Source organism: Clostridia bacterium (assembly GCA_017438525.1).
In the GTDB taxonomy this organism is placed as follows: domain Bacteria; phylum Bacillota; class Clostridia; order Oscillospirales; family RGIG8002; genus RGIG8002.
In genome coordinates this window covers 1-17572 of record JAFRVI010000033.1, presented here as the reverse complement: position 1 = coordinate 17572, position 17572 = coordinate 1, and the positions used below count along the sequence as shown (strand labels likewise).

Genomic DNA, 17572 nt, shown 5'->3' with positions numbered 1-17572 from the left:
TTATATGATTTACGGCATACTGCTTTTGCTGATAAACGCGGCGTTTTTCGCGCTCGAGGTCGGCGTGGCGGGTTTCTTCCCAAAACCGCTTTCACAAAAGGAAGAAAAGGAAGCGCTTGAGCGGATGAAAAACGGCGACACGAGCGCGCGCGATACTCTTATAGAGCACAATCTGCGCCTCGTGGCGCATATCGTCAAGAAATACCATTCCGACGCGAAGGACCAGGACGATCTCATTTCGATAGGCACGATAGGACTTATAAAGGCGATAGGCACCTTCAAAACCGACAAAGGCATAAATCTTTCCACGTACGCGGCGCGGTGTATTGAGAATGAGATACTGATGTATTTCCGGGCACTTAAAAAGACCGGCGCGGAAGTTTACATAGACGATCCGATAGATACGGATAAAGACGGAAACGCAATCCGGCTGCTCGACGTGATATGCAGCGAGGAAGACACGTTCGAGAACATCTCGCGGATGATGGAAAATGAAAAACTCCGGCGGTGCGTTCAAGGCCTCAACGGACGCGAACGCCGCATCATAGTTATGCGCTACGGGCTTGACAACCGCCGACCGCGAACGCAGCGCGAGGTCGCGGCACAGCTTAATATTTCGCGCTCTTACGTTTCGCGTATCGAAAAGCGGGCGCTGACGAAGCTTCGCGCACTTCTCGAAAGCGAGGGCGTCAGTTGACGAATTTGACCGCGCCGTCGCCGAGCTGCTTTTTCAGCTCGCCGAAAAGCACGTCATTGAACTGCACAAAGCTGCCTCGCGGCGCGCATTTCAGCGATTTCTCATCGTCGAAGTAGAAATACACGGGCGTTTCGCCCTCGAAGACGGCGATAAGCTTCATCGCGCGCTCAAACTCACGCGATGACTTCGACGGCACCTTCAGATAGAGTCCGCTGCGCATATTCCTGCGCGGCGGCTCTTCCCTTTCCGGCTCTTCGTACGCGGCGCGGCGCGGTTCCGTGACCGGATCGGTCAGCAGTGACGCCTCGTTCGCGACGAGCTTCGCCGCCTCCTCCTCGTGAACGCTGACTCTGCCCCGGACGAAAAGCGGCTTTTCCTCCGATATCCGCGGCGCGAGTTTTTCATATACGTTCGGGAAAAGCAGACACTCGATCTGTCCGCTCATATCTTCAAGCGTTACGAACGCCATAAGCTGCCCGTTCTTTGTGGCTTTTTTCTTGATTTCCGCCGCGATCCCCGCGACAGAAACGATATCGCCGTCCTTTATACCTCCGTATTCCTCGGAGGATTCCGTGAGCACGCGCGCGATATCGACGCATCCGCGGCGTTTGACCTTATCTTCGTAGCCGCTCATCGGGTGACCGGAAACGTAAAGCCCGAGCGTTTCCTTTTCCATGCGGAGCAAGTCGGTGATCGGGTATTCTCCCACGTTTTCAAGCCGCGGTTCAGACAGATCCTCGCGCTGTTCGATAAAGCCGAAAAGCGAGGTCTGACCCTCGAGGTTGCGATTCTTTGACGCGGAAACCTGCGACATATACGCTTCGTAACTCGTAAGCATTTGCTTACGAGTCGCGCCGAGCCCGTCGAACGCGCCGCACTTTATCAAGCTTTCAATCGCGCGCTTGTTGGAATCGAACTTCGCTGTACGCCTGATGAAATCGAATACAGACTTGTATTTTCCGTTCGCTTCCCTTTCGCGCACGCAGTCGTTCAGATACTTCAAGCCGACGCCTTTTATAGTAAGAAGCCCGACGCGAATTCCGTCCTCGCCGGCTACGAAGCTCTCGAAGCTCTCGTTTATGCTCGGCGGCAGGATCCTGATGTTTATACGCCTGCACTCGTTGATGTATTCGGCTATCTTTTCCGCGCTGCCCATTACGCTTGTCAGCAGCGCCGCCATGTATTCCTTCGGATAAAGCGCCTTCAGATAGGCGGTCTGGTAAGCGACTATCGCGTACGCGGCGGCGTGGGATTTATTGAACGCGTACGACGCAAAAGACATCATATCGTCGAAAATGCGGTTAGCCGTCTTTTCGTCGACTCCGCGCTTGACGCAGCCGTCTATGGCGGGGCCGTCTTCGTCTTCGGGCTTGCCGTAGATGAAGTTGTGACGCTCCTTTTTCATCACGTCCGCTTTCTTTTTGCTCATCGCGCGGCGGACGAGGTCCGCCCTGCCGAGCGAATAGCCGGCGAGGTCGCGGACGATCTGCATTACCTGCTCCTGATATATCACGCAGCCGCTTGTCACCTTGAGGATGTTCTCAAGCAGCGGGTGGTCGTATTTTATTCTTTCCGGATGCGCGCGGTATTCGAGATATTTCGGGATCGAATCCATAGGGCCGGGCCGGTAAAGCGAAATGGCGGCTATGATATCTTCGAGATGTTTCGGTTTCAGCGACGAAAGCAGGTTGCGCATCCCCGCCGATTCAAGCTGAAATACGCCCTCGGTATGCCCTTTCGACAGCATATCGTAGACGCGCTTTTCCTCGTGGGATATCTCGTTGATATCGAAACCGGGCCATTTGCGGCGTATCGCCTTGACGGCGTTGTCGATAACGGTAAGGTTACGGAGCCCGAGGCAGTCTATCTTCAGCAATCCGAGCTGCTCGAGAGTCCCCATCGGGTATTGCGTGACGATCGAGTCGGAGTTTTTCATCAGCGGAACGTACTCTGTGACCTCGCCTCGTGTTATCACGACGCCCGCGGCGTGGGTGGACGCATGGCGCGGCATCCCCTCGGCGCGGAGCGCGAGGTCGATAAGCTTCTTTGTCTGCCCGCCCTCGTCGTATTTTTCGCGCAGTTCTCTATTGCGCGCGAGCGCGGTAGTCAGGTCGGTCATGAACGGGATCATCTTCGAGATGCGGTCGACGTCGGAATAAGGCATTCCGAGCACTCTGCCGACGTCGCGTATCGCCGCGCGAGCCGCCATCGTTCCGAAGGTGATTATCTGCGCGACGTGGCTTTCGCCGTATTTCGACGAGATGTAGTTGATGACCTGCCCGCGCTTCTCAACGCAGAAATCAACGTCAAAATCAGGCATCGAAATGCGCTCGGGATTGAGAAAACGCTCGAATATCAGCCCGTATTTTATCGGGTCGATGCCGGTTATGCCGATGCAGTACGCGACGAGACTTCCGGCGCCGCTTCCCCTGCCGGGTCCGACGGGTATATCGTGCGTTTTGGCATAGTGTATGAAGTCGTGGACGATGAGATAATACTCGACGTACCCCATCTTGCTTATGGTCTTTATCTCGTAATCGAGGCGGTCGGTAATCTCTTTCGGATGATTTTCGCCGTAGCGTTTTTTCATTCCCTCAAAGCACAGGCGGCAGAGGCAGTCGTAAGGGGTTTCGTTGTTTTCCGGCACGAAATACGGCAGCTTTGTAACGCCGAATTCGATCTCAACGTTGCAGCGCTCGGCGATCTTCACGGTGTTTTCGATCGCGCCGTCGAAACCGCCGAAGCGTTCCGCCATTTCATCGCCGGTCTTCAGATAAAACTCATCGGTGGGAAACCCGTACTTCTCCGGATCGTCGAGCGTGCGGTTCATCTGCACGCACATAAGCACGCGCTGAAGCAGCGCGTCGTCCTTCGTGATATAGTGCGCGTCGTTGGTCGCCGCCATCGGTATGCCGGTTTCTTCGGAAAGCTGTTTGAGCTGCGGCAGGACGCGGCGTTCCTCGTCCATATCGTGATCCTGGACCTCGAGGAAGTAGTTGCCCTCGCCGAATATCTCAAGGTGCTTCAGCGCGGCGCGCTTCGCGCCGTCGTAGTCGCCGTAAAGGAGTTTTTGCGGGACTTCCCCGGCAATACAGCCGGAAAGGCAGATCAGCCCGCGGCTGTATTTGCGCAGCGTTTCTTCGTCCACTCGCGGCTTGACGTAAAAGCCCTCGGTGAATCCGACGGAAACGAGCTTCATCAGATTGTGATAGCCCTCGTCGTTTTCACACAGCAGGATAAGATGGTTGTAGTTTGAGTCATACGCGTGCTCTTTGTCAAAGCGCGTGCGCGGAGCGACGTAGACCTCGCAGCCGATGATCGGCTTTATCCCCTGCGCTCTGCATTCCTTATAAAAATCGACCGCGCCGTACATTACGCCGTGGTCGGTTATCGCGACCGCCGTCTGCCCCATTTCCTTCGCACGCGAAACAAGCTCCTTGATGCGGCACGCGCCGTCAAGGAGACTGTATTCGCTGTGAACGTGAAGGTGGACGAAGTCGGTCATTCGGTATACTCCATTATCCTTCTTAACTTATGGCTGACGCCGGATTTCGAAAGCGGCTTTTCGAGCATTTCGCCGAGCTCGCGGAGCGACGCTTCCGGATTGTCGACACGTATCTGCGCGAGTTCGCGGAGCTCCTGCGGAAAATGCGAACGCCCCTTGGTTTCGAGCGTTTTGCGTATCTTTTCCGCCTGCTCGACGCCGGCGTTGATGCTGCGTGAAATATTGAAGCTGTCGCAGTTGCTCAGGCGGTTTGCGCGGTTTCTGACGTCCTTCATGACCTTGACTTCCATCAGACGAAACGCGCTTGAACCGGCGCCGATATTATTCAGAAAGTCCTCTATTTCTTCGCTCGACTTGAAATAGACGACGTTTTTGCCTCCGCGCACCGTACGCTTCGGCGAAAGCCCAAGACTCGTCATTATTTCGGCAGCGTCGTTTGAAAGATTAAAGAGCGGCGTCGATATTTCAAGATGATATCCGCTGTTGGGATCGGTAACGCTTCCTCCGGTAAGGTACGCTCCGCGCAGGAACGACCTGCGGCAGCATTGCGGCAGCACGATATCGTAATTGATGCGTGTGGAAACCTGCGTTTCATCGTGGCCGAAGAAACTGAATATGCGCTCGGCGTCATCGTCGGAAACGTTGACCTCGTATTTTCCGGCGCCGTGCCCTTTGCTCTGCACCGCCTTCGGCGCAATCGAAAAAAGCGCTCTGCAAAGCTCGCGAAGGCGCTTTACGACCGCTTCGCTCTCCGTTACGACGCGTATGCGGCGCTCGCCGAATTCTCTTGCAAAAAGCAGCATACCGTAGCATTCGGCGGTAACGCAGCACGTTTCGCCGAGCGGAAGCTCGCATAACTCGGTTTTCGTTTCAGCTGAAAAAGACATATTCGCTCCGCTATTTCGTGATATCTCTGTGTATGGCCTCGGCGCCGATATGATCCGCGACCGCCTGCGCGAACGCGACGGAGCGGTGTCTGCCTCCGGTGCAGCCGATGGCAATCACAAGCTGACTTTTGCCCTCCTCCGCGTAGAGAGGCAGGGCGTAATCTATGAAGTCTATTATCTTCGCGAGAAACTCGTTGGAAGATTTATGAGAAAAGATAAACTTTTTGACGGGCTCTTCGAGGCCGGTGCAATGCTTCAGTTCGTCAACGTAGAACGGATTAGGAAGGCAGCGGACGTCAAAAACGAGATCCGCGTCGGTGGGAACGCCGTATTTGAAGCCGAACGAGACGCAGGAAACCGCCATGCCCGAACTCTTTTCCGTAGAGAAGAGCGAAACTATGCGTTCGCGGAGCTGCGCTGGAGTGGAGTTGCTCGTGTCGATGATGTAATCCGCCATGGAACGCAGCGGTGTAAGCAATTCGCGCTCGCGCTCTATCGCGTTCGAGACGTCGCTTCCGGTGGAGTGCGCCAGCGGGTGTCTGCGGCGCGTTTCGCGGTAGCGGCGCACGATAGTCGGAGTTGACGCTTCGAGGAAAAGCACCTTGTATCCGATGCCCCTTTCGGTCAGTTCGCGAAGCGCGGCCGAAAGTTCGACGCCGACGTTTTCGCCGTCGCGCGTGTCGATAACGATAGCGACGTTCGAGAGCTTGTCCCGCGACTGCGAAACGAGGTCGGCGAACGTGGTCGCTAAGCTTGCGGGGAGATTATCCACGCAGTAGTATTCCATATCCTCGAGCGCGTTTATCGCACGGGATTTTCCGGCGCCCGACATACCCGTTATAAATACCGTATTGCCCATTTTATTCCTCCCCCACGAATCTGACTTCCGTTTCCAGCGCGACGCCGGAATCAGCAAGAACCTTCTCTTTCACGATGTCGATAAGACGGAGAATGTCACCCGTCGTCGCGCCGCCTTTGTTGACAATGAAACCGGCGTGTTTTTCGCTGACGCAGGCGCCTCCGACGGACGTTCCTTTAAGTCCGGCCCGGTCGATCAGCGCCGCGGCGAAGTACCCCTCCGGGCGTTTGAAAACGCTGCCGGCGCTCGGGTAGTTCAGCGGCTGCTTTTCGGTCCGGCGCGTCTTGATCTCCGCCATTTTCGCTTCGATCTCCGAACGCTTTCCGGCCTTCAGCGCGAAAACGGCGGACGTTATTATCCTCTCGCCGTCCGTGAAAGGACTGCGCCTGTAGCCGTATCCCTCGACGCCGTGAAGCGTTCCGGTCTTGCCGTCGGGTTCAATATAGTCGGCGCTGACGAGGATATCCTTTATCTCCGAGCCGTACGCTCCGGCGTTCATATAAACCGCGCCGCCGACAGAACCCGGGATACCGTAAAGCGCTTCCGCGCCCGAAAGCGAGTTTTCCGCCGCGAAAGAGCAAAAACGCGTCAAAAGCGCGCCCGCGCCGCAGATAACGCGGCTGCCGTCGGCGATTATCCCGTCCATTCCGGCGCCGATCTTGATGACGACGCCCCTTATCCCCTTGTCTGAAACGAGAAGATTCGATCCGTTGCCGAGAACGAACGGCGTCACGCCTTCTTCCCGAAGGATCGCGAGCGCTTCGCAAAGCTCCGCAACGGAAGAAGGAAGCAGCATAAGATCGGCCGGACCTCCCGTGCGGAAGGTCGTGTGCCGGCTCATCGGCTCGTCGGTAAGGTATTTGATTGTCCGAAAGCGTTTAATAAGCTCCAATGCTTTCCTCCGAATGATTCTATTTATATATATCTCCGAGCGCGGCGGCTCCGATGATCCCGGCGTCGTTGAGAAGCTTTGCGGCGCGTATCTCGGTGCGCCTGCCGCCGCCCATACCGTAGGTTTCGGACTCCACCGCCTTTTTCAGCGGCTTGATTAGGTATTCCTCCTGCGCGGAAATGCCGCCGCCTATGCAGAGCACCTCCGGCTGAAAAATATTGATAACGCTCGCGATACCGCAGGCGAGGTAGTCGATAAAGACCTTCAGCGCGGCTTTTGCCGCTGCGTCGCCTTCTGCAACCGCGGCGAAGACCGTTCTGCCGCTGACCTTGCCTTCGTCGCCTCCGCAGAGGCGCCAGAGCGCGGAGTTTTTATCCTTCGCCATCTCCTCGCGGCACATTCTGATCAGCGCGTTGGTAGAGGAATAGCTCTCCCAGCAGCCCTTTCTGCCGCAGGTGCAGGGATAACCGTCCTTTTGGATAACTATGTGGCCGAGCTCCGCGCCGGCGAAATTGAAGCCGGTGTAAATCTTGCCGTCGAGTATTATTCCCCCGCCTACGCCCGTTCCGAGCGTGATGAAAACGAAGGAGGTGTATTTTTCGCCGCACTTGACGTATTCACCGTAGGCGGCGACGTTCGCGTCGTTGCCCATATAAAGCGGCTTTGCGATGCGTTCGCGGAGCATATCCGAGAAATGCACGTCGCGGAAGCCGAGGTTGTTGGCGTACTCCACTATGCCGTGATCGCAGTCTACGGTGCCGGGACTGCCCATACCGACGCTCTCTATGTCGTCAAGAGTAAGGCCGGCGTCCGCCGTGAGTTTTTTGACGAGTGCGGCTACGTTATCCGCGACGGTCTCCGCAGGACAAGGCAGACCGGTAGGGGCTTCTCCTCTGAAGATTATGTCGTTGTTTTCGTCGGTTATACCGGCTTTGATGTAAGTGCCGCCGAGGTCTATACCTATTCTTTTCATACTTCGTTCATCTCCGATAAGATTTGCGCTTCACGGCTGCCGCGGGTTATCTTCGCGTCGAGCTCCGCGGCGGCGTTGTAGCCGAGTTTTTTCTGTCTGTTATTCATCGCCGCGACCTCGACGATTATCGCCAGGTTGCGTCCCGGCCTGACAGGGATCGTAACGGACGGGACGTTTATACCGAGGATGCTCGTGTATTCCGTTTCCATACCCATTCTGTCGTAGACCACGTCCTCGCTCCACGGCTCGAGATGGACGACCAGGTCGATCTTTTCGGTCAGCTTGACCGAGCCCATACCGAACAGGCGGCGGACGTCGACGATGCCGATGCCGCGCAGCTCGATATAGTGGCGGATGATCTCCGGCGCGGTGCCGACGAGCGTTTTTGAAGAAACGCGCTTGATCTCGACGGAATCGTCGGCGATAAGGCGGTGTCCGCGCTTGACGAGCTCTATCGCGGTCTCGCTCTTGCCGACGCCGCTGTTGCCCAGAAGCAGCACGCCTTCGCCGTAGACCTCGACGAGCACGCCGTGCTGATTGATGTACGGCGCCATTTCGACGTTAAGATAGCTTATGAGCGCGGCAGTGAACTCTGACGTCGTGGCCGCGGACTGCGCGAGCGTAACGCCGTATTTCTGCGCCGCTTCGATCATTTCGGGGAACGGCTCGATCGAGCGCGTCACGACGAGCAGCGGAAGCCCCGCGGAAAACAGACTGTCAATACTTTTCGCACGGGAGACATGGTCAAGGTCGCGCAGATAGATTGTTTCGACCATTCCGACGATCTGTATGCGGTTGGGGTCATAGGCCTCGAAAAAGCCCGCGAGCTGCAGAGCCGGACGGTTGATTTCGGAGGTGATTATCTCCGTTTTTCCGTAATGCTCCGGCGCGTATATCACGCGCAGACCGAGTTCATCAATTACGTGCTTCAAAGGCACGATTTTGTTTGCCGGCATAAAATCCTCCGTTCCCCGCCGATGCGTCGGCGGCCCGGTTTCTTATACGATTCCTTTATATTGATTTATAATAGTGAATTTTTTTGAAAAAAACTCTTGCATTTTCGGAATACCTTTGTTATAATAGCAAAGTTGCGAATTCATTAGGAGGTGTTTTTGGTGGCTAAATGCGATTTTTGCGATAAAGGCGTCACTTTCGGAATTAAAGTTTCCCACTCTCACCGCAGATCCAACAGGACCTGGAAGCCCAACATCAGACGCGTAAAGGCCATGGTGAACGGCACTCCGACTCACGTTTACGCTTGCACCCGCTGCCTGCGTTCCGGAAAGGTCGAGAGAGTCTGACGCTCGCTCCAAACACAAGATAAAAATCCGATCGCTTACGCGGTTGGATTTTTTATTTTGCGCTCTTCCCCTATTCCGCCTTCATCGGGCGGTTGAGCAGATCGGTAAGCGCGACGCGCGGATCCTTGCCTTCGTAAAGCACGCGGTACATTTCCGTGACTATCGGCATTTCCACGTTCTTCTCACGGGCAAAGTTGTACGCCGCCTTCGTCGTGGCGTAGCCCTCGACGGTCATGCCGATCCTTTTCAGCGTTTCCTCTGCGGAACAGCCCTGCCCGATGAGTATTCCCGCGCGCCTGTTGCGGCTGTGCATACTCGTGCAGGTAACTATCAGGTCGCCGAAACCCGCAAGGCCGAGGAAGGTAGTCTTCCTGCCGCCCATCGCGACGCCGAGGTCGGAGATCTCCTTCATGCCGCGCGTCATAAGCGCCGCCTTGGTGTTGTCTTCGTAGCCCATTCCGTCGAGCACGCCCGCGACGAGCGCGACGACGTTCTTTATCGCGCCGGCGGTCTCGACGCCGATAACGTCGGTAGTGGTGTAAATGCGGAACGTGTCGCAGGAGACCTGACGCTGAACGTATTTCGCCACCTCTTCGTCTTCGGAAGCGGCGACGACCGCCGTCGGCAGATCGCGCGCGACTTCTTCCGCGTGTGACGGACCCGAAACGACACAGAGCTTGCAATCCGGCAGCTGCTCCCTTATAACTTCGTGCATAAGCATAAAGCGCGTGCCGTCAAGGCCTTTTGAAAGGCAGATGACGACGGCGTTTTCATTTATTATTCCCTTTATCCTCTCCGCCGTTTCGTTGACGGCGGACGAAGGCACGGCGACGACGATTATATCCGCGGTCGAAACGGATGAAAGCTCGGACGTTATCTTTATTTCCTCAGGGATTTTTACGCCTTCGAGCAGCGCGGTATGCTCGCGTTCGCGGAGCAGCAGCTCGCGCTCCTCGTCAAAAGGCGTCCAGAGCGTTACGGCGTTGCCGTTTCTGAAGCACATTATGCCGAATGCTATTCCCCATCCTCCGGCGCCGAGAACAGTTATCGCAGCCATATTTACTTCTCCTTTTTGTAAAACAGTTTCTTTTCGGTACCGTTTATAATACGGTCTATATTCTTTTTATGTCCGGCGATGATCGTTACGGCGATTATCGTCATGAAAATTATGGAATAATAAAACCCGTCCGAATTAAAGACAACCGTCGCGCCGGGAATCAGTATCGCGGCGACGAGCGAAGAAAGCGACACTATGCCGCTGATAATGAACACGATCAGAAAGACTCCGAGCAGCGCCAGAAGAGCGCGCCAGTCCAGAACGGCTACGACCGCCGCCGACGTAAGCACTCCCTTGCCGCCGTGAAACCGGAAAAAGACCGGATAAATATGCCCGAACATAACCGCGACGGCGGCGACGTACATTCCCCAATTAACAGCAAAAGGTGTCGGGTCGGAGCTCATTATCCACTTTGCCGCGTAAATCGCGCCGACTCCCTTGAGTGAGTCGCCGATGAAGGTCATTATCGCCACCCACGTTCCGCCGGTGCGAATCGCGTTGGTCAAGCCGGCGTTGCCGCTTCCCTTTTTGCGTATATCCTCTTCACCGAGCACGTCGGACGCTATTATCGAGAATGACAGACTTCCCAGCAGATAAGCGAGTATCGCTATCCCCGCAAGCTTCAGATAAAACATCAGAACTGCTCCTTTTCACGTTCCCTTATGACGAATCTTATCGGCGTACCCTTGAAGCCGAAAACTTCACGCAGCCGGTTCTCTATATATCTCTGATACGAGAAATGGAATAGGTCTCTGGAATTTACGAATATGACGAAGGTCGGCGGCTTCGTGCCGGACTGCGTCATATACATGACCTTCAGACGCTTGCCCTTGTCTGTAGGCGGCTGGACGCGCGTAGTAGCGTCGGCGAGCACTTCGTTGAGGCGTCCGGTCGTGATGCGGCGCGCGCATTCTCCGGCGACTTCGTTTATCAGCTGGAAAAGCGAATCGCAGCGCTGCCCCGTCTTCGCCGATATGTAGATATACGGCGCATAAGGCATGAACGAAAGCCCTTCCGCGAGCTTTTTGTCGTATTCCTTCATCGTACCGGTTTCCTTATCTACGGCGTCCCACTTGTTGACGGCAACGATAAGTCCTCTGCCGGCTTCGACGGCGATACCCGCAACCTTCGCGTCCTGCTCGGTGAATCCGGTCTCGGCGTCGATCATTACGACGCAGACGTCGGCGCGTTCGACAGCGAGCTGCGTGCGCATAACGCTGTATTTCTCTATATCCGCGTCGACCTTTGGCTTGCGGCGGAGTCCGGCGGTGTCAACGAAGAGGTATTTGCCGTATTCGTTCTCGACGCGGGAGTCGATGGCGTCGCGCGTCGTGCCCGCTATATCGGAAACGATGGCGCGCTCTTCGCCGGCGAGGCGGTTGAGCAGCGAGGATTTGCCGACGTTCGGCTTGCCGATAAGCGCGACCTTTATCATATCCTCTTCGTCTGACTCGCCCTCGAGCGTCGGGAAGTATTCGAACACTGCGTCAAGCATATCGCCGGTGCCGGAGCCGTGGACCGACGAAACCGGGTAAGGATCCCCCAAACCGAGCGAATAGAACTCGTAAACCTCGGGCGGAACGCTGCCGACGGAGTCGACTTTGTTGACGCAGAGGACTACGTTTTTGCCCGCCTTCTTTATCATGGATGCGATCTCCGCGTCCGCGGCGGTAACACCGGTGCGCACGTCGGTCATAAAGATTATCACGTCCGCGGACTCGATGGCGACGAGCGCCTGCGCGCGCATATTCGCGAGTATGACGTCGTCAGCCGACGGCTCGATGCCGCCGGTGTCGATCAGGTCAAAAACCACTCCGCGCCACTCGCACTCGCCGTAAATACGGTCGCGCGTAACGCCCGGAGTGTCTTCCACTATCGAAATTCGCTTGCCCGTAAGCTTGTTGAAGAGCGTGGACTTGCCCACGTTCGGCCTGCCTACGACGGCTACCGTATACTTCCGCATCCGCATACCTCCGCAATTTCACGCGCCAGCGCCGCGCCCGCCGCGGGAACCGGACGGACCTTCACGCCGAGGCGCTTGGAAACCTCTTTCAGCGTCATGCTGTCGAGGAACATATCGTTTTCGTAACGAAGCATCGTATCCGGGATAAAAACGTATCCCTTGAGCTTTAACTTCGCGAGCTGGCCGCATATATCCGTGCCGGTAACGAGACCGGCGACGGTCACGCTCCTGCCGAAAAAGTCGTTATTCACCGCGTGGACGGCGTATTCGAGACGCGGACATTTCGCCCGCAGCTCCTCGAGCACGCGCTTTATGTATGGCGCCGCGGCGACGCCGGTTATAACGTGCACCGTCGCCTTCTTTTTCCCCTCGGTGAGCGAAGCAATCAGCGCTTCGGACTCGTCAAGCAGTGAAGCGAGCATTCCTACGCCGTTTTCGTACTGCAGATAATCCTCGTAGTACTCCGCCGGCGGTATCGCCCTGCCCGCGTTGATATAGAACTCGTCCGCGGCGAAAACGAAGCTCGTGCCGTTCTTCGCTTTGAACTCCCTGCCGAAGCTCTCGGCGAAGTCTATCACGGCGGCGCTTTCTTCGGGAGTGTTCAGCCGCAGCGGAGAAAGTCCGCCGCGGTGCTCCGTCAGTCCCACCGGCACAACCGCGACGCTCTGCACGGCCGGATACAGCGCGGCGAGATCGCGCACGCTGCGTTCCAGATGCGCTCCGTCGTTTATTTCCGGGCATAGCACTATCTGACAGTTCATCTTCACGCCGCCGGCTGCGAGTTTTTTAAGCTGGTCGTTTATCTTCGCGGCGGCGGGGTTCTTCATCATAGCCACCCGCAGCTCCGGCTCGGTGGTGTGGACGGAAACGTTGACGTTCAGCTTGTAACGGATCATCCGCTCGAGCTCCGCGTCGTCAACGGCGGTCATCGTTATGTAGTTGCCGGCGAGGAACGACATACGGGAGTCGTCGTCCTTGAAGTATATCGCGTCCCTCATACCTGCGGGATTCTGCTCGATGAAGCAGAAGACGCACTTGTTTTTGCAGCGTTGCTGGCAGTCGATAAGATAGGTGTCGAACTCAAGTCCCGCGTCGTCGTATTCGTCCATTTCGAGCGTTACCTCGCGAAGCTCGCCGTCCTGCTCGAACTCAAATACGGGATCCTCGTCGGAAGAGTAAAAATCATAGTCGAGGCGGTCGTTTATCTCCTGCCCGTTTATTCTATGCAAAAGCGCACCGGCGCGGATCCCCGCTTCATACGCCGGTGTATGCTTATTCACTTTTGCAACATTTACGGACATTGTTTCACTTCCGGCGCAGATCACACTGCGGGCATATTACTCTGTTTGTTATTATAGCATACTATATAGGTTTCTTTCAATAGATAATGCAAAATTTTTCCTATTCTCCGACGAAAGCGTCGAGGCGGTCTATAACGGAGCGCGTAAGTCCTTCGAGCTTTGCAAAATCCATCGTATGTGTGTAGAGCCGCTCGAGCTTGTCATGCATTATCTTAATGCCGGCGAGCGTCTCGCATCCCTTCCCGATCAGCGCGGCGGCAGTCTTCTTGTTGAAGCGGATGCGGTTGCGGTGCGAACGGACGTTTTCGTTATCGTAAAACCGCTGCATATTTATGCGTTTGTACGGCTCGCCGGGGAACGCGTGGTATTCGTTCGACGTTACGAACGCGAGCCGCAGCTCCGGAAGCAGCAGGTGCTCCGCGACTTCGCCCTCGTAAAGCGGGCAGAGACATACTATCGCGTTCTGCCGGCGCATCACCGCCGCCGTGCGAAGTTCTTCAAGGATATATCTTCCGACGCCGTATTCGTCGTTCAGCACGTAAACCCTGTCGCAGAGCGTGCGGACGGTGTTCCAGTAAACCAGCACGCCGCGAGGCGTTATGCCCGACAGATACCGCCGGTAGTAATACGGCTCGGGATTCGCGGAAAAAGGTATTTCTTTACGTATAAGGCGCTGTGTGTACGCCTTCATTTTATCGCGCTTCACGCCCGCGTCTACTATGTTGAAATTGTCGCTTTTCAGCCGTTCCGCGCCCTTGAGCGAGCGGTAGACGGAGTTATACTCGTGCTTGATGCGCTTGCAGAGGTCCGCGACCGCCTCCGCCTCGGCCGCGAGCGCCTTCTCGTCCCAGAAGTCGCCGGTGTTGACGATGCTGTCGCGCACGCCGGGCAGATCGGCTTCAAGGATATGCGGCGCGGTGCCGTCGGCGACGCATACGCCGAGCTCGTCAACGATTATTCCGTCGAGCGAGTCGGGATCGGAGGAGCAGTGGATGTATTCCACCGCCTTGCCCATCCCCTCGTAATGCTCCGCGACGCGCCTTATCATGCGCGATTTACCCGTTCCGGGACCGCCTTTGATGATGATTTTCCTATTCAGCCCGAGCATACAGTCGAGCTCGTCGAACCTTGATACGAAACCCTCGCCGCTGTTTGCGCCGAGAAAATAATGCGTGCTTTTTTCGCCGTTATTCATAACCATACTCCCCGCTTTTGCTTTTATATGATATTCTATTCTCGCAGGGCCGCGTTTGCTACAAAGCGGTTGAAAGGACGGCGAAAGTGTGGTATATTATTATCGGTGGAGGTGATGAGAATGAACGCAGCGGTATTTGACAGTCCCGTAGGCAAGCTGTTTATCGCGGAAAATGACGGGCGCATATGCGAACTGTCATATTATAACGGAGAAGCCGTTGAAACGCGGGAAAGCCGTCTGCTTATCGAAGCGCAGATACAGCTGAAGGAGTATTTCGCCGGCGTCCGCACGGATTTCGACCTGCCGCTGACCGAAGACGGCTCCGATTTCGCGCTCGCGGTAAGGCGCGAGATGCTGAAGATACCCTATGGCGCGACGCGCGCCTACTCCGAGATCGCCGCCGCGATAGGAAAACCGGGCGCGGCGCGCGCGGTAGGTATGGCGTGTCATAATAATCCGGTCGCGATAATCATCCCCTGCCATCGCGTGATAGGCGTTAACACCAATCTCGTCGGCTACGCCGGAGGAGTTGAAAAGAAGGAATACCTGCTTCGTCTCGAACGCGCGATATTCTGATATTGTTTACCCGTTTATATAAAATTGTCAATATGCGGAAAACCGACCGAAACGCTTGTTTCGGTCGGCCTGTTTATGGGGATCATCAGTTGTTCTCTTCTATATAGTCCCGCACCTTGAGGATGTCGGCGAACGCCTCGGGTTTGAGATTCGGGTTGCGAAGCAAAGCGGCGGGATGGAGCATCGCCATACACTTTCTGCCGTCGCGTTCCATCCACTGACCGTGCTCCTTCATTATGCGAATGTCCTCTTTGACGTAGTCGGCGGCGGAGATACGCCCGAGCGCGATTATGACCTTTGGGTTTATCAGTTCGATCTGGCGCTGAAGCCAGCCGCGGCAGGCGTCCTTCTCCTCCGGCAGCGGATCGCGGTTGTGCGGCGGACGGCATTTGACGGTGTTCGCGATATAGACGCTGCCGAGCGGTATGCCGGCGGCGTCGAGCATCTTATCGAGCAGCTGCCCCGCCCTGCCGACGAACGGAAGGCCCTGCAGGTCCTCCTGCTCGCCCGGGCCTTCGCCGATAAACATAATGTCGGCGTGCGGATCGCCCTTGCCGAAAACGACGTTATTGCGCGTTTTCCACAGCTCGCAGCGCTTGCATTCGAGGCATTCTTTGCGTAACTCTTCCATAGCTTATTCGACCGACGCGACTATCGCGAGGAAGCGGCAGCCTTCCTTGCCGACGGCATTCATACCGTGAGGATTGGAGGAATCCATATAAAGCGTATCGCCCGGCTTCAGGCGTTCGACGTGCCCGTCGACGACGACGTCAAGCTCGCCCTCGAGGACGAAGTCCATCTCCTGCCCCTTGTGCGTCGAAAGCGGTATGCCCATGATGTGCTCCGCTTCGGAATACGGGCAGAAGACCTCGAACGCCTCGACGATCTTGCCCTTGAAGTTCGGGTTGAGGTGGTTGTAGGTAAATCCCCTGCGGCGTTCGATCGGCTGGCGCTCGTTGGTGCGGACGACGGTGTAGCCGGAAAGCTTCGGGCTTTCGCCGGTGATTATGTCGACGACGTCGACGCCGAGCTGCTTTGCGCAGTTATGCAGGAAGGATATCGAGAAGTCGCGCTTCCCCGCTTCGTATTCGTTGTAAACTTCCTCTGAAATGCCGAGCGCGGACGCCATCTGCGAAACGGAAATATCCTCCATCTCGCGCAGTCCCTTGAGTCGCTGAGCGGTATCGGTGACTTTGCTGTCCATACTTCTTCCCCCTAAACGTTATATCGAAATGGTGTTGGATATCTGATAAAGCTTCATGTCGATCTGCTTTTTCATCCCGAGCGCCTCGTTGATATCCATATCGGTTATCTGCGTGTTTCTCAGCACTACGACGCGGTTTGTCACGCCGTAGGAAAGCAGCTCTACGGCGCGGTATCCCATCGCGCTCGCCATGACCCTTTCGCGTACGGTCGGCGCACCGCCGCGCTGGACGTGACCGAGAACGGTGACGCGGCTCTCGATGCCGGTTTCCTCCTGAATGCGGCGCGATATCTCGTTCGTCAGACCGGTGCCCTCGGCGACTACGATTATGAAGTGCTTTTTGCCCTTGCGCTGCACCCTGTTGATCTTGTCGATTATATCCTTCTCAATGTCGATCGGGATCTCGGGAATAACTATCGAAGTCGCGCCGGAGGCGGCTCCGACCTCAAGCGCGAGGTGGCCGGCGTGACGGCCCATAACCTCTACGACGGAGCAGCGTTCGTGCGACTGCGAGGTGTCGCGAAGCTTGTCTATCATTTCGCAGGCGGTATTCATAGCGGTATCGAAGCCGATTGTGTATTCGCTCGCCGCGATGTCGTTGTCGATTGTCGCGGGTATGCCGACGCAGTTTATCCCCTGCTTCGACAGATCGACCGCGCCTCTGAAAGAGCCGTCGCCGCCGATAACGACGACGCCGCTCATCCCGTGCTTCCTGCAGATTTCGGCGGCCTTTATCTGTCCCTCAAGCGCGCGGAACTCGTCGCAGCGCGCGGTATAAAGAATCGTGCCGCCGCGGTGGAGTATCTCCGAAACGCTGCGCATATGCATTTCTTTGACCTCGTCGTTGATAAGGCCGTTGTAGCCGCGCATTATGCCCATAACGCGCATATCGCGCGAAAGCGCGCTTCTGACGACGGCGCGTATCGTGGCGTTCATGCCGGGGGCGTCGCCTCCGCTGGTCATTATGCCTATGGTTTTCTTTTCTTCGCTCATAGTATCATATCCGTTTCGTATGGATTATCGTCTTCTATATTTTACTATCTTCGCGCGCCGGTGTCAATGCGTTGCGCCTTATTTTTTCAAAAACCACTTGCGCTTTCCCGCCCGATGTGGTATCATACGACTGTTCAAACGCCGGTGTGGCGGAATTGGCAGACGCCCT

17 protein-coding genes are annotated in these 17572 nt (G+C 56.1%); 3 read left to right on the top strand and 14 right to left on the bottom strand.

Annotated features, from left to right (window positions below; genetic code table 11):
• Nucleotides 1–4: 4 nt before the first annotated feature.
• Nucleotides 5–697 carry an RNA polymerase sporulation sigma factor SigK gene (sigK, locus tag IJL83_03480; GenBank protein MBQ6552660.1) on the top strand — a complete coding sequence of 231 codons (693 nt, stop codon included), beginning with the start codon at nt 5–7 and terminating at the stop codon, nt 695–697.
• Here sigK and IJL83_03475 read toward each other — a convergent pair.
• The 6 genes from IJL83_03475 to hprK form a co-directional block, all read right to left on the bottom strand.
• Nucleotides 690–4202, bottom strand: a complete 3513-nt coding sequence (locus IJL83_03475) for a DNA polymerase III subunit alpha (protein ID MBQ6552659.1) — start codon at nt 4200–4202, stop codon at nt 690–692. The two genes, sigK and IJL83_03475, sit on opposite strands and share 8 nt — an antisense overlap.
• Nucleotides 4199–5089, bottom strand: coding sequence for a DNA-binding protein WhiA (gene whiA, locus IJL83_03470; protein MBQ6552658.1), 891 nt, complete (start codon nt 5087–5089; stop codon nt 4199–4201). The genes IJL83_03475 and whiA overlap by 4 nt, the downstream gene beginning before the upstream one ends.
• 10 nt (nt 5090–5099) lie before the next feature.
• Nucleotides 5100–5948, bottom strand: coding sequence for an RNase adapter RapZ (gene rapZ / locus IJL83_03465; protein ID MBQ6552657.1), 849 nt, complete (start codon nt 5946–5948; stop codon nt 5100–5102).
• A gap of 1 nt (nt 5949) precedes the next feature.
• Nucleotides 5950–6789 (bottom strand): UDP-N-acetylmuramate dehydrogenase, encoded by an 840-nt coding sequence (murB, locus tag IJL83_03460; protein MBQ6552656.1) that lies wholly within the window; start codon nt 6787–6789, stop codon nt 5950–5952.
• 70 nt (nt 6790–6859) lie between these two features.
• Nucleotides 6860–7813, bottom strand: coding sequence for an ROK family protein (locus IJL83_03455; protein MBQ6552655.1), 954 nt, complete (start codon nt 7811–7813; stop codon nt 6860–6862).
• Nucleotides 7810–8769, bottom strand: a complete 960-nt coding sequence (gene hprK, locus IJL83_03450; GenBank protein MBQ6552654.1) for an HPr(Ser) kinase/phosphatase — start codon at nt 8767–8769, stop codon at nt 7810–7812. Before hprK ends, IJL83_03455 begins: the two co-directional genes overlap by 4 nt.
• Before the next feature lie 159 nt (nt 8770–8928).
• Between hprK and IJL83_03445 the strand changes: the two genes are divergently transcribed.
• Nucleotides 8929–9114, top strand: coding sequence for a 50S ribosomal protein L28 (locus IJL83_03445; GenBank protein MBQ6552653.1), 186 nt, complete (start codon nt 8929–8931; stop codon nt 9112–9114).
• A gap of 70 nt (nt 9115–9184) precedes the next feature.
• Here the strand turns inward: IJL83_03445 and IJL83_03440 are convergent, their stop codons facing one another.
• The 5 genes from IJL83_03440 to IJL83_03420 form a co-directional block, all read right to left on the bottom strand.
• A complete protein-coding gene (locus IJL83_03440; protein ID MBQ6552652.1) occupies nt 9185–10171 on the bottom strand; it encodes an NAD(P)-dependent glycerol-3-phosphate dehydrogenase in 987 nt (328 codons plus the stop codon).
• Nucleotides 10172–10173: 2 nt separating this feature from the next.
• On the bottom strand, nt 10174–10806 hold the full coding sequence (gene plsY / locus IJL83_03435) for a glycerol-3-phosphate 1-O-acyltransferase PlsY (protein ID MBQ6552651.1): 633 nt from the start codon (nt 10804–10806) through the stop codon (nt 10174–10176).
• Complete coding sequence (gene der / locus IJL83_03430) at nt 10806–12134, bottom strand: ribosome biogenesis GTPase Der (GenBank protein ID MBQ6552650.1); 1329 nt, start codon at nt 12132–12134, stop codon at nt 10806–10808. The genes plsY and der overlap by 1 nt, the downstream gene beginning before the upstream one ends.
• Nucleotides 12116–13363 carry a DUF512 domain-containing protein gene (locus tag IJL83_03425; GenBank protein MBQ6552649.1) on the bottom strand — a complete coding sequence of 416 codons (1248 nt, stop codon included), beginning with the start codon at nt 13361–13363 and terminating at the stop codon, nt 12116–12118. The genes der and IJL83_03425 overlap by 19 nt, the downstream gene beginning before the upstream one ends.
• Nucleotides 13364–13535: 172 nt before the next feature.
• Nucleotides 13536–14630: a hypothetical protein gene (locus IJL83_03420; GenBank protein ID MBQ6552648.1), complete on the bottom strand. Its 1095-nt coding sequence runs from the start codon at nt 14628–14630 to the stop codon at nt 13536–13538.
• A gap of 120 nt (nt 14631–14750) precedes the next feature.
• Between IJL83_03420 and IJL83_03415 the strand changes: the two genes are divergently transcribed.
• Nucleotides 14751–15206: a methylated-DNA--[protein]-cysteine S-methyltransferase gene (locus tag IJL83_03415; protein MBQ6552647.1), complete on the top strand. Its 456-nt coding sequence runs from the start codon at nt 14751–14753 to the stop codon at nt 15204–15206.
• Between the two features lie 85 nt (nt 15207–15291).
• Here the strand turns inward: IJL83_03415 and IJL83_03410 are convergent, their stop codons facing one another.
• Genes IJL83_03410 through pfkA form a run of 3 tightly spaced genes read right to left on the bottom strand, consistent with a single transcriptional unit; the run spans nt 15292 to nt 17403 of the window.
• Nucleotides 15292–15837, bottom strand: coding sequence for a uracil-DNA glycosylase (locus IJL83_03410; GenBank protein ID MBQ6552646.1), 546 nt, complete (start codon nt 15835–15837; stop codon nt 15292–15294).
• A gap of 3 nt (nt 15838–15840) precedes the next feature.
• Nucleotides 15841–16410, bottom strand: a complete 570-nt coding sequence (locus IJL83_03405) for a helix-turn-helix transcriptional regulator (protein MBQ6552645.1) — start codon at nt 16408–16410, stop codon at nt 15841–15843.
• An 18-nt stretch (nt 16411–16428) separates the two neighbouring features.
• A complete protein-coding gene (pfkA, locus tag IJL83_03400; GenBank protein MBQ6552644.1) occupies nt 16429–17403 on the bottom strand; it encodes a 6-phosphofructokinase in 975 nt (324 codons plus the stop codon).
• Nucleotides 17404–17572: the final 169 nt, after the last annotated feature.

Coding starts and splice junctions, on each gene's coding strand:
- sigK (MBQ6552660.1), top strand. CDS start 5: ATGATTTACGGCATACTGCTTTTGCTGATAAACGCGGCGTTTTTCGCG.
- IJL83_03475 (MBQ6552659.1), bottom strand. CDS start 4,202: ATGACCGACTTCGTCCACCTTCACGTTCACAGCGAATACAGTCTCCTT.
- whiA (MBQ6552658.1), bottom strand. CDS start 5,089: ATGTCTTTTTCAGCTGAAACGAAAACCGAGTTATGCGAGCTTCCGCTC.
- rapZ (MBQ6552657.1), bottom strand. CDS start 5,948: ATGGGCAATACGGTATTTATAACGGGTATGTCGGGCGCCGGAAAATCC.
- murB (MBQ6552656.1), bottom strand. CDS start 6,789: ATGAGCCGGCACACGACCTTCCGCACGGGAGGTCCGGCCGATCTTATG.
- IJL83_03455 (MBQ6552655.1), bottom strand. CDS start 7,813: ATGAAAAGAATAGGTATAGACCTCGGCGGCACTTACATCAAAGCCGGT.
- hprK (MBQ6552654.1), bottom strand. CDS start 8,769: ATGCCGGCAAACAAAATCGTGCCTTTGAAGCACGTAATTGATGAACTC.
- IJL83_03440 (MBQ6552652.1), bottom strand. CDS start 10,171: ATGGCTGCGATAACTGTTCTCGGCGCCGGAGGATGGGGAATAGCATTC.
- plsY (MBQ6552651.1), bottom strand. CDS start 10,806: ATGTTTTATCTGAAGCTTGCGGGGATAGCGATACTCGCTTATCTGCTG.
- der (MBQ6552650.1), bottom strand. CDS start 12,134: ATGCGGAAGTATACGGTAGCCGTCGTAGGCAGGCCGAACGTGGGCAAG.
- IJL83_03420 (MBQ6552648.1), bottom strand. CDS start 14,630: ATGAATAACGGCGAAAAAAGCACGCATTATTTTCTCGGCGCAAACAGC.
- IJL83_03415 (MBQ6552647.1), top strand. CDS start 14,751: ATGAACGCAGCGGTATTTGACAGTCCCGTAGGCAAGCTGTTTATCGCG.
- IJL83_03410 (MBQ6552646.1), bottom strand. CDS start 15,837: ATGGAAGAGTTACGCAAAGAATGCCTCGAATGCAAGCGCTGCGAGCTG.
- IJL83_03405 (MBQ6552645.1), bottom strand. CDS start 16,410: ATGGACAGCAAAGTCACCGATACCGCTCAGCGACTCAAGGGACTGCGC.
- pfkA (MBQ6552644.1), bottom strand. CDS start 17,403: ATGAGCGAAGAAAAGAAAACCATAGGCATAATGACCAGCGGAGGCGAC.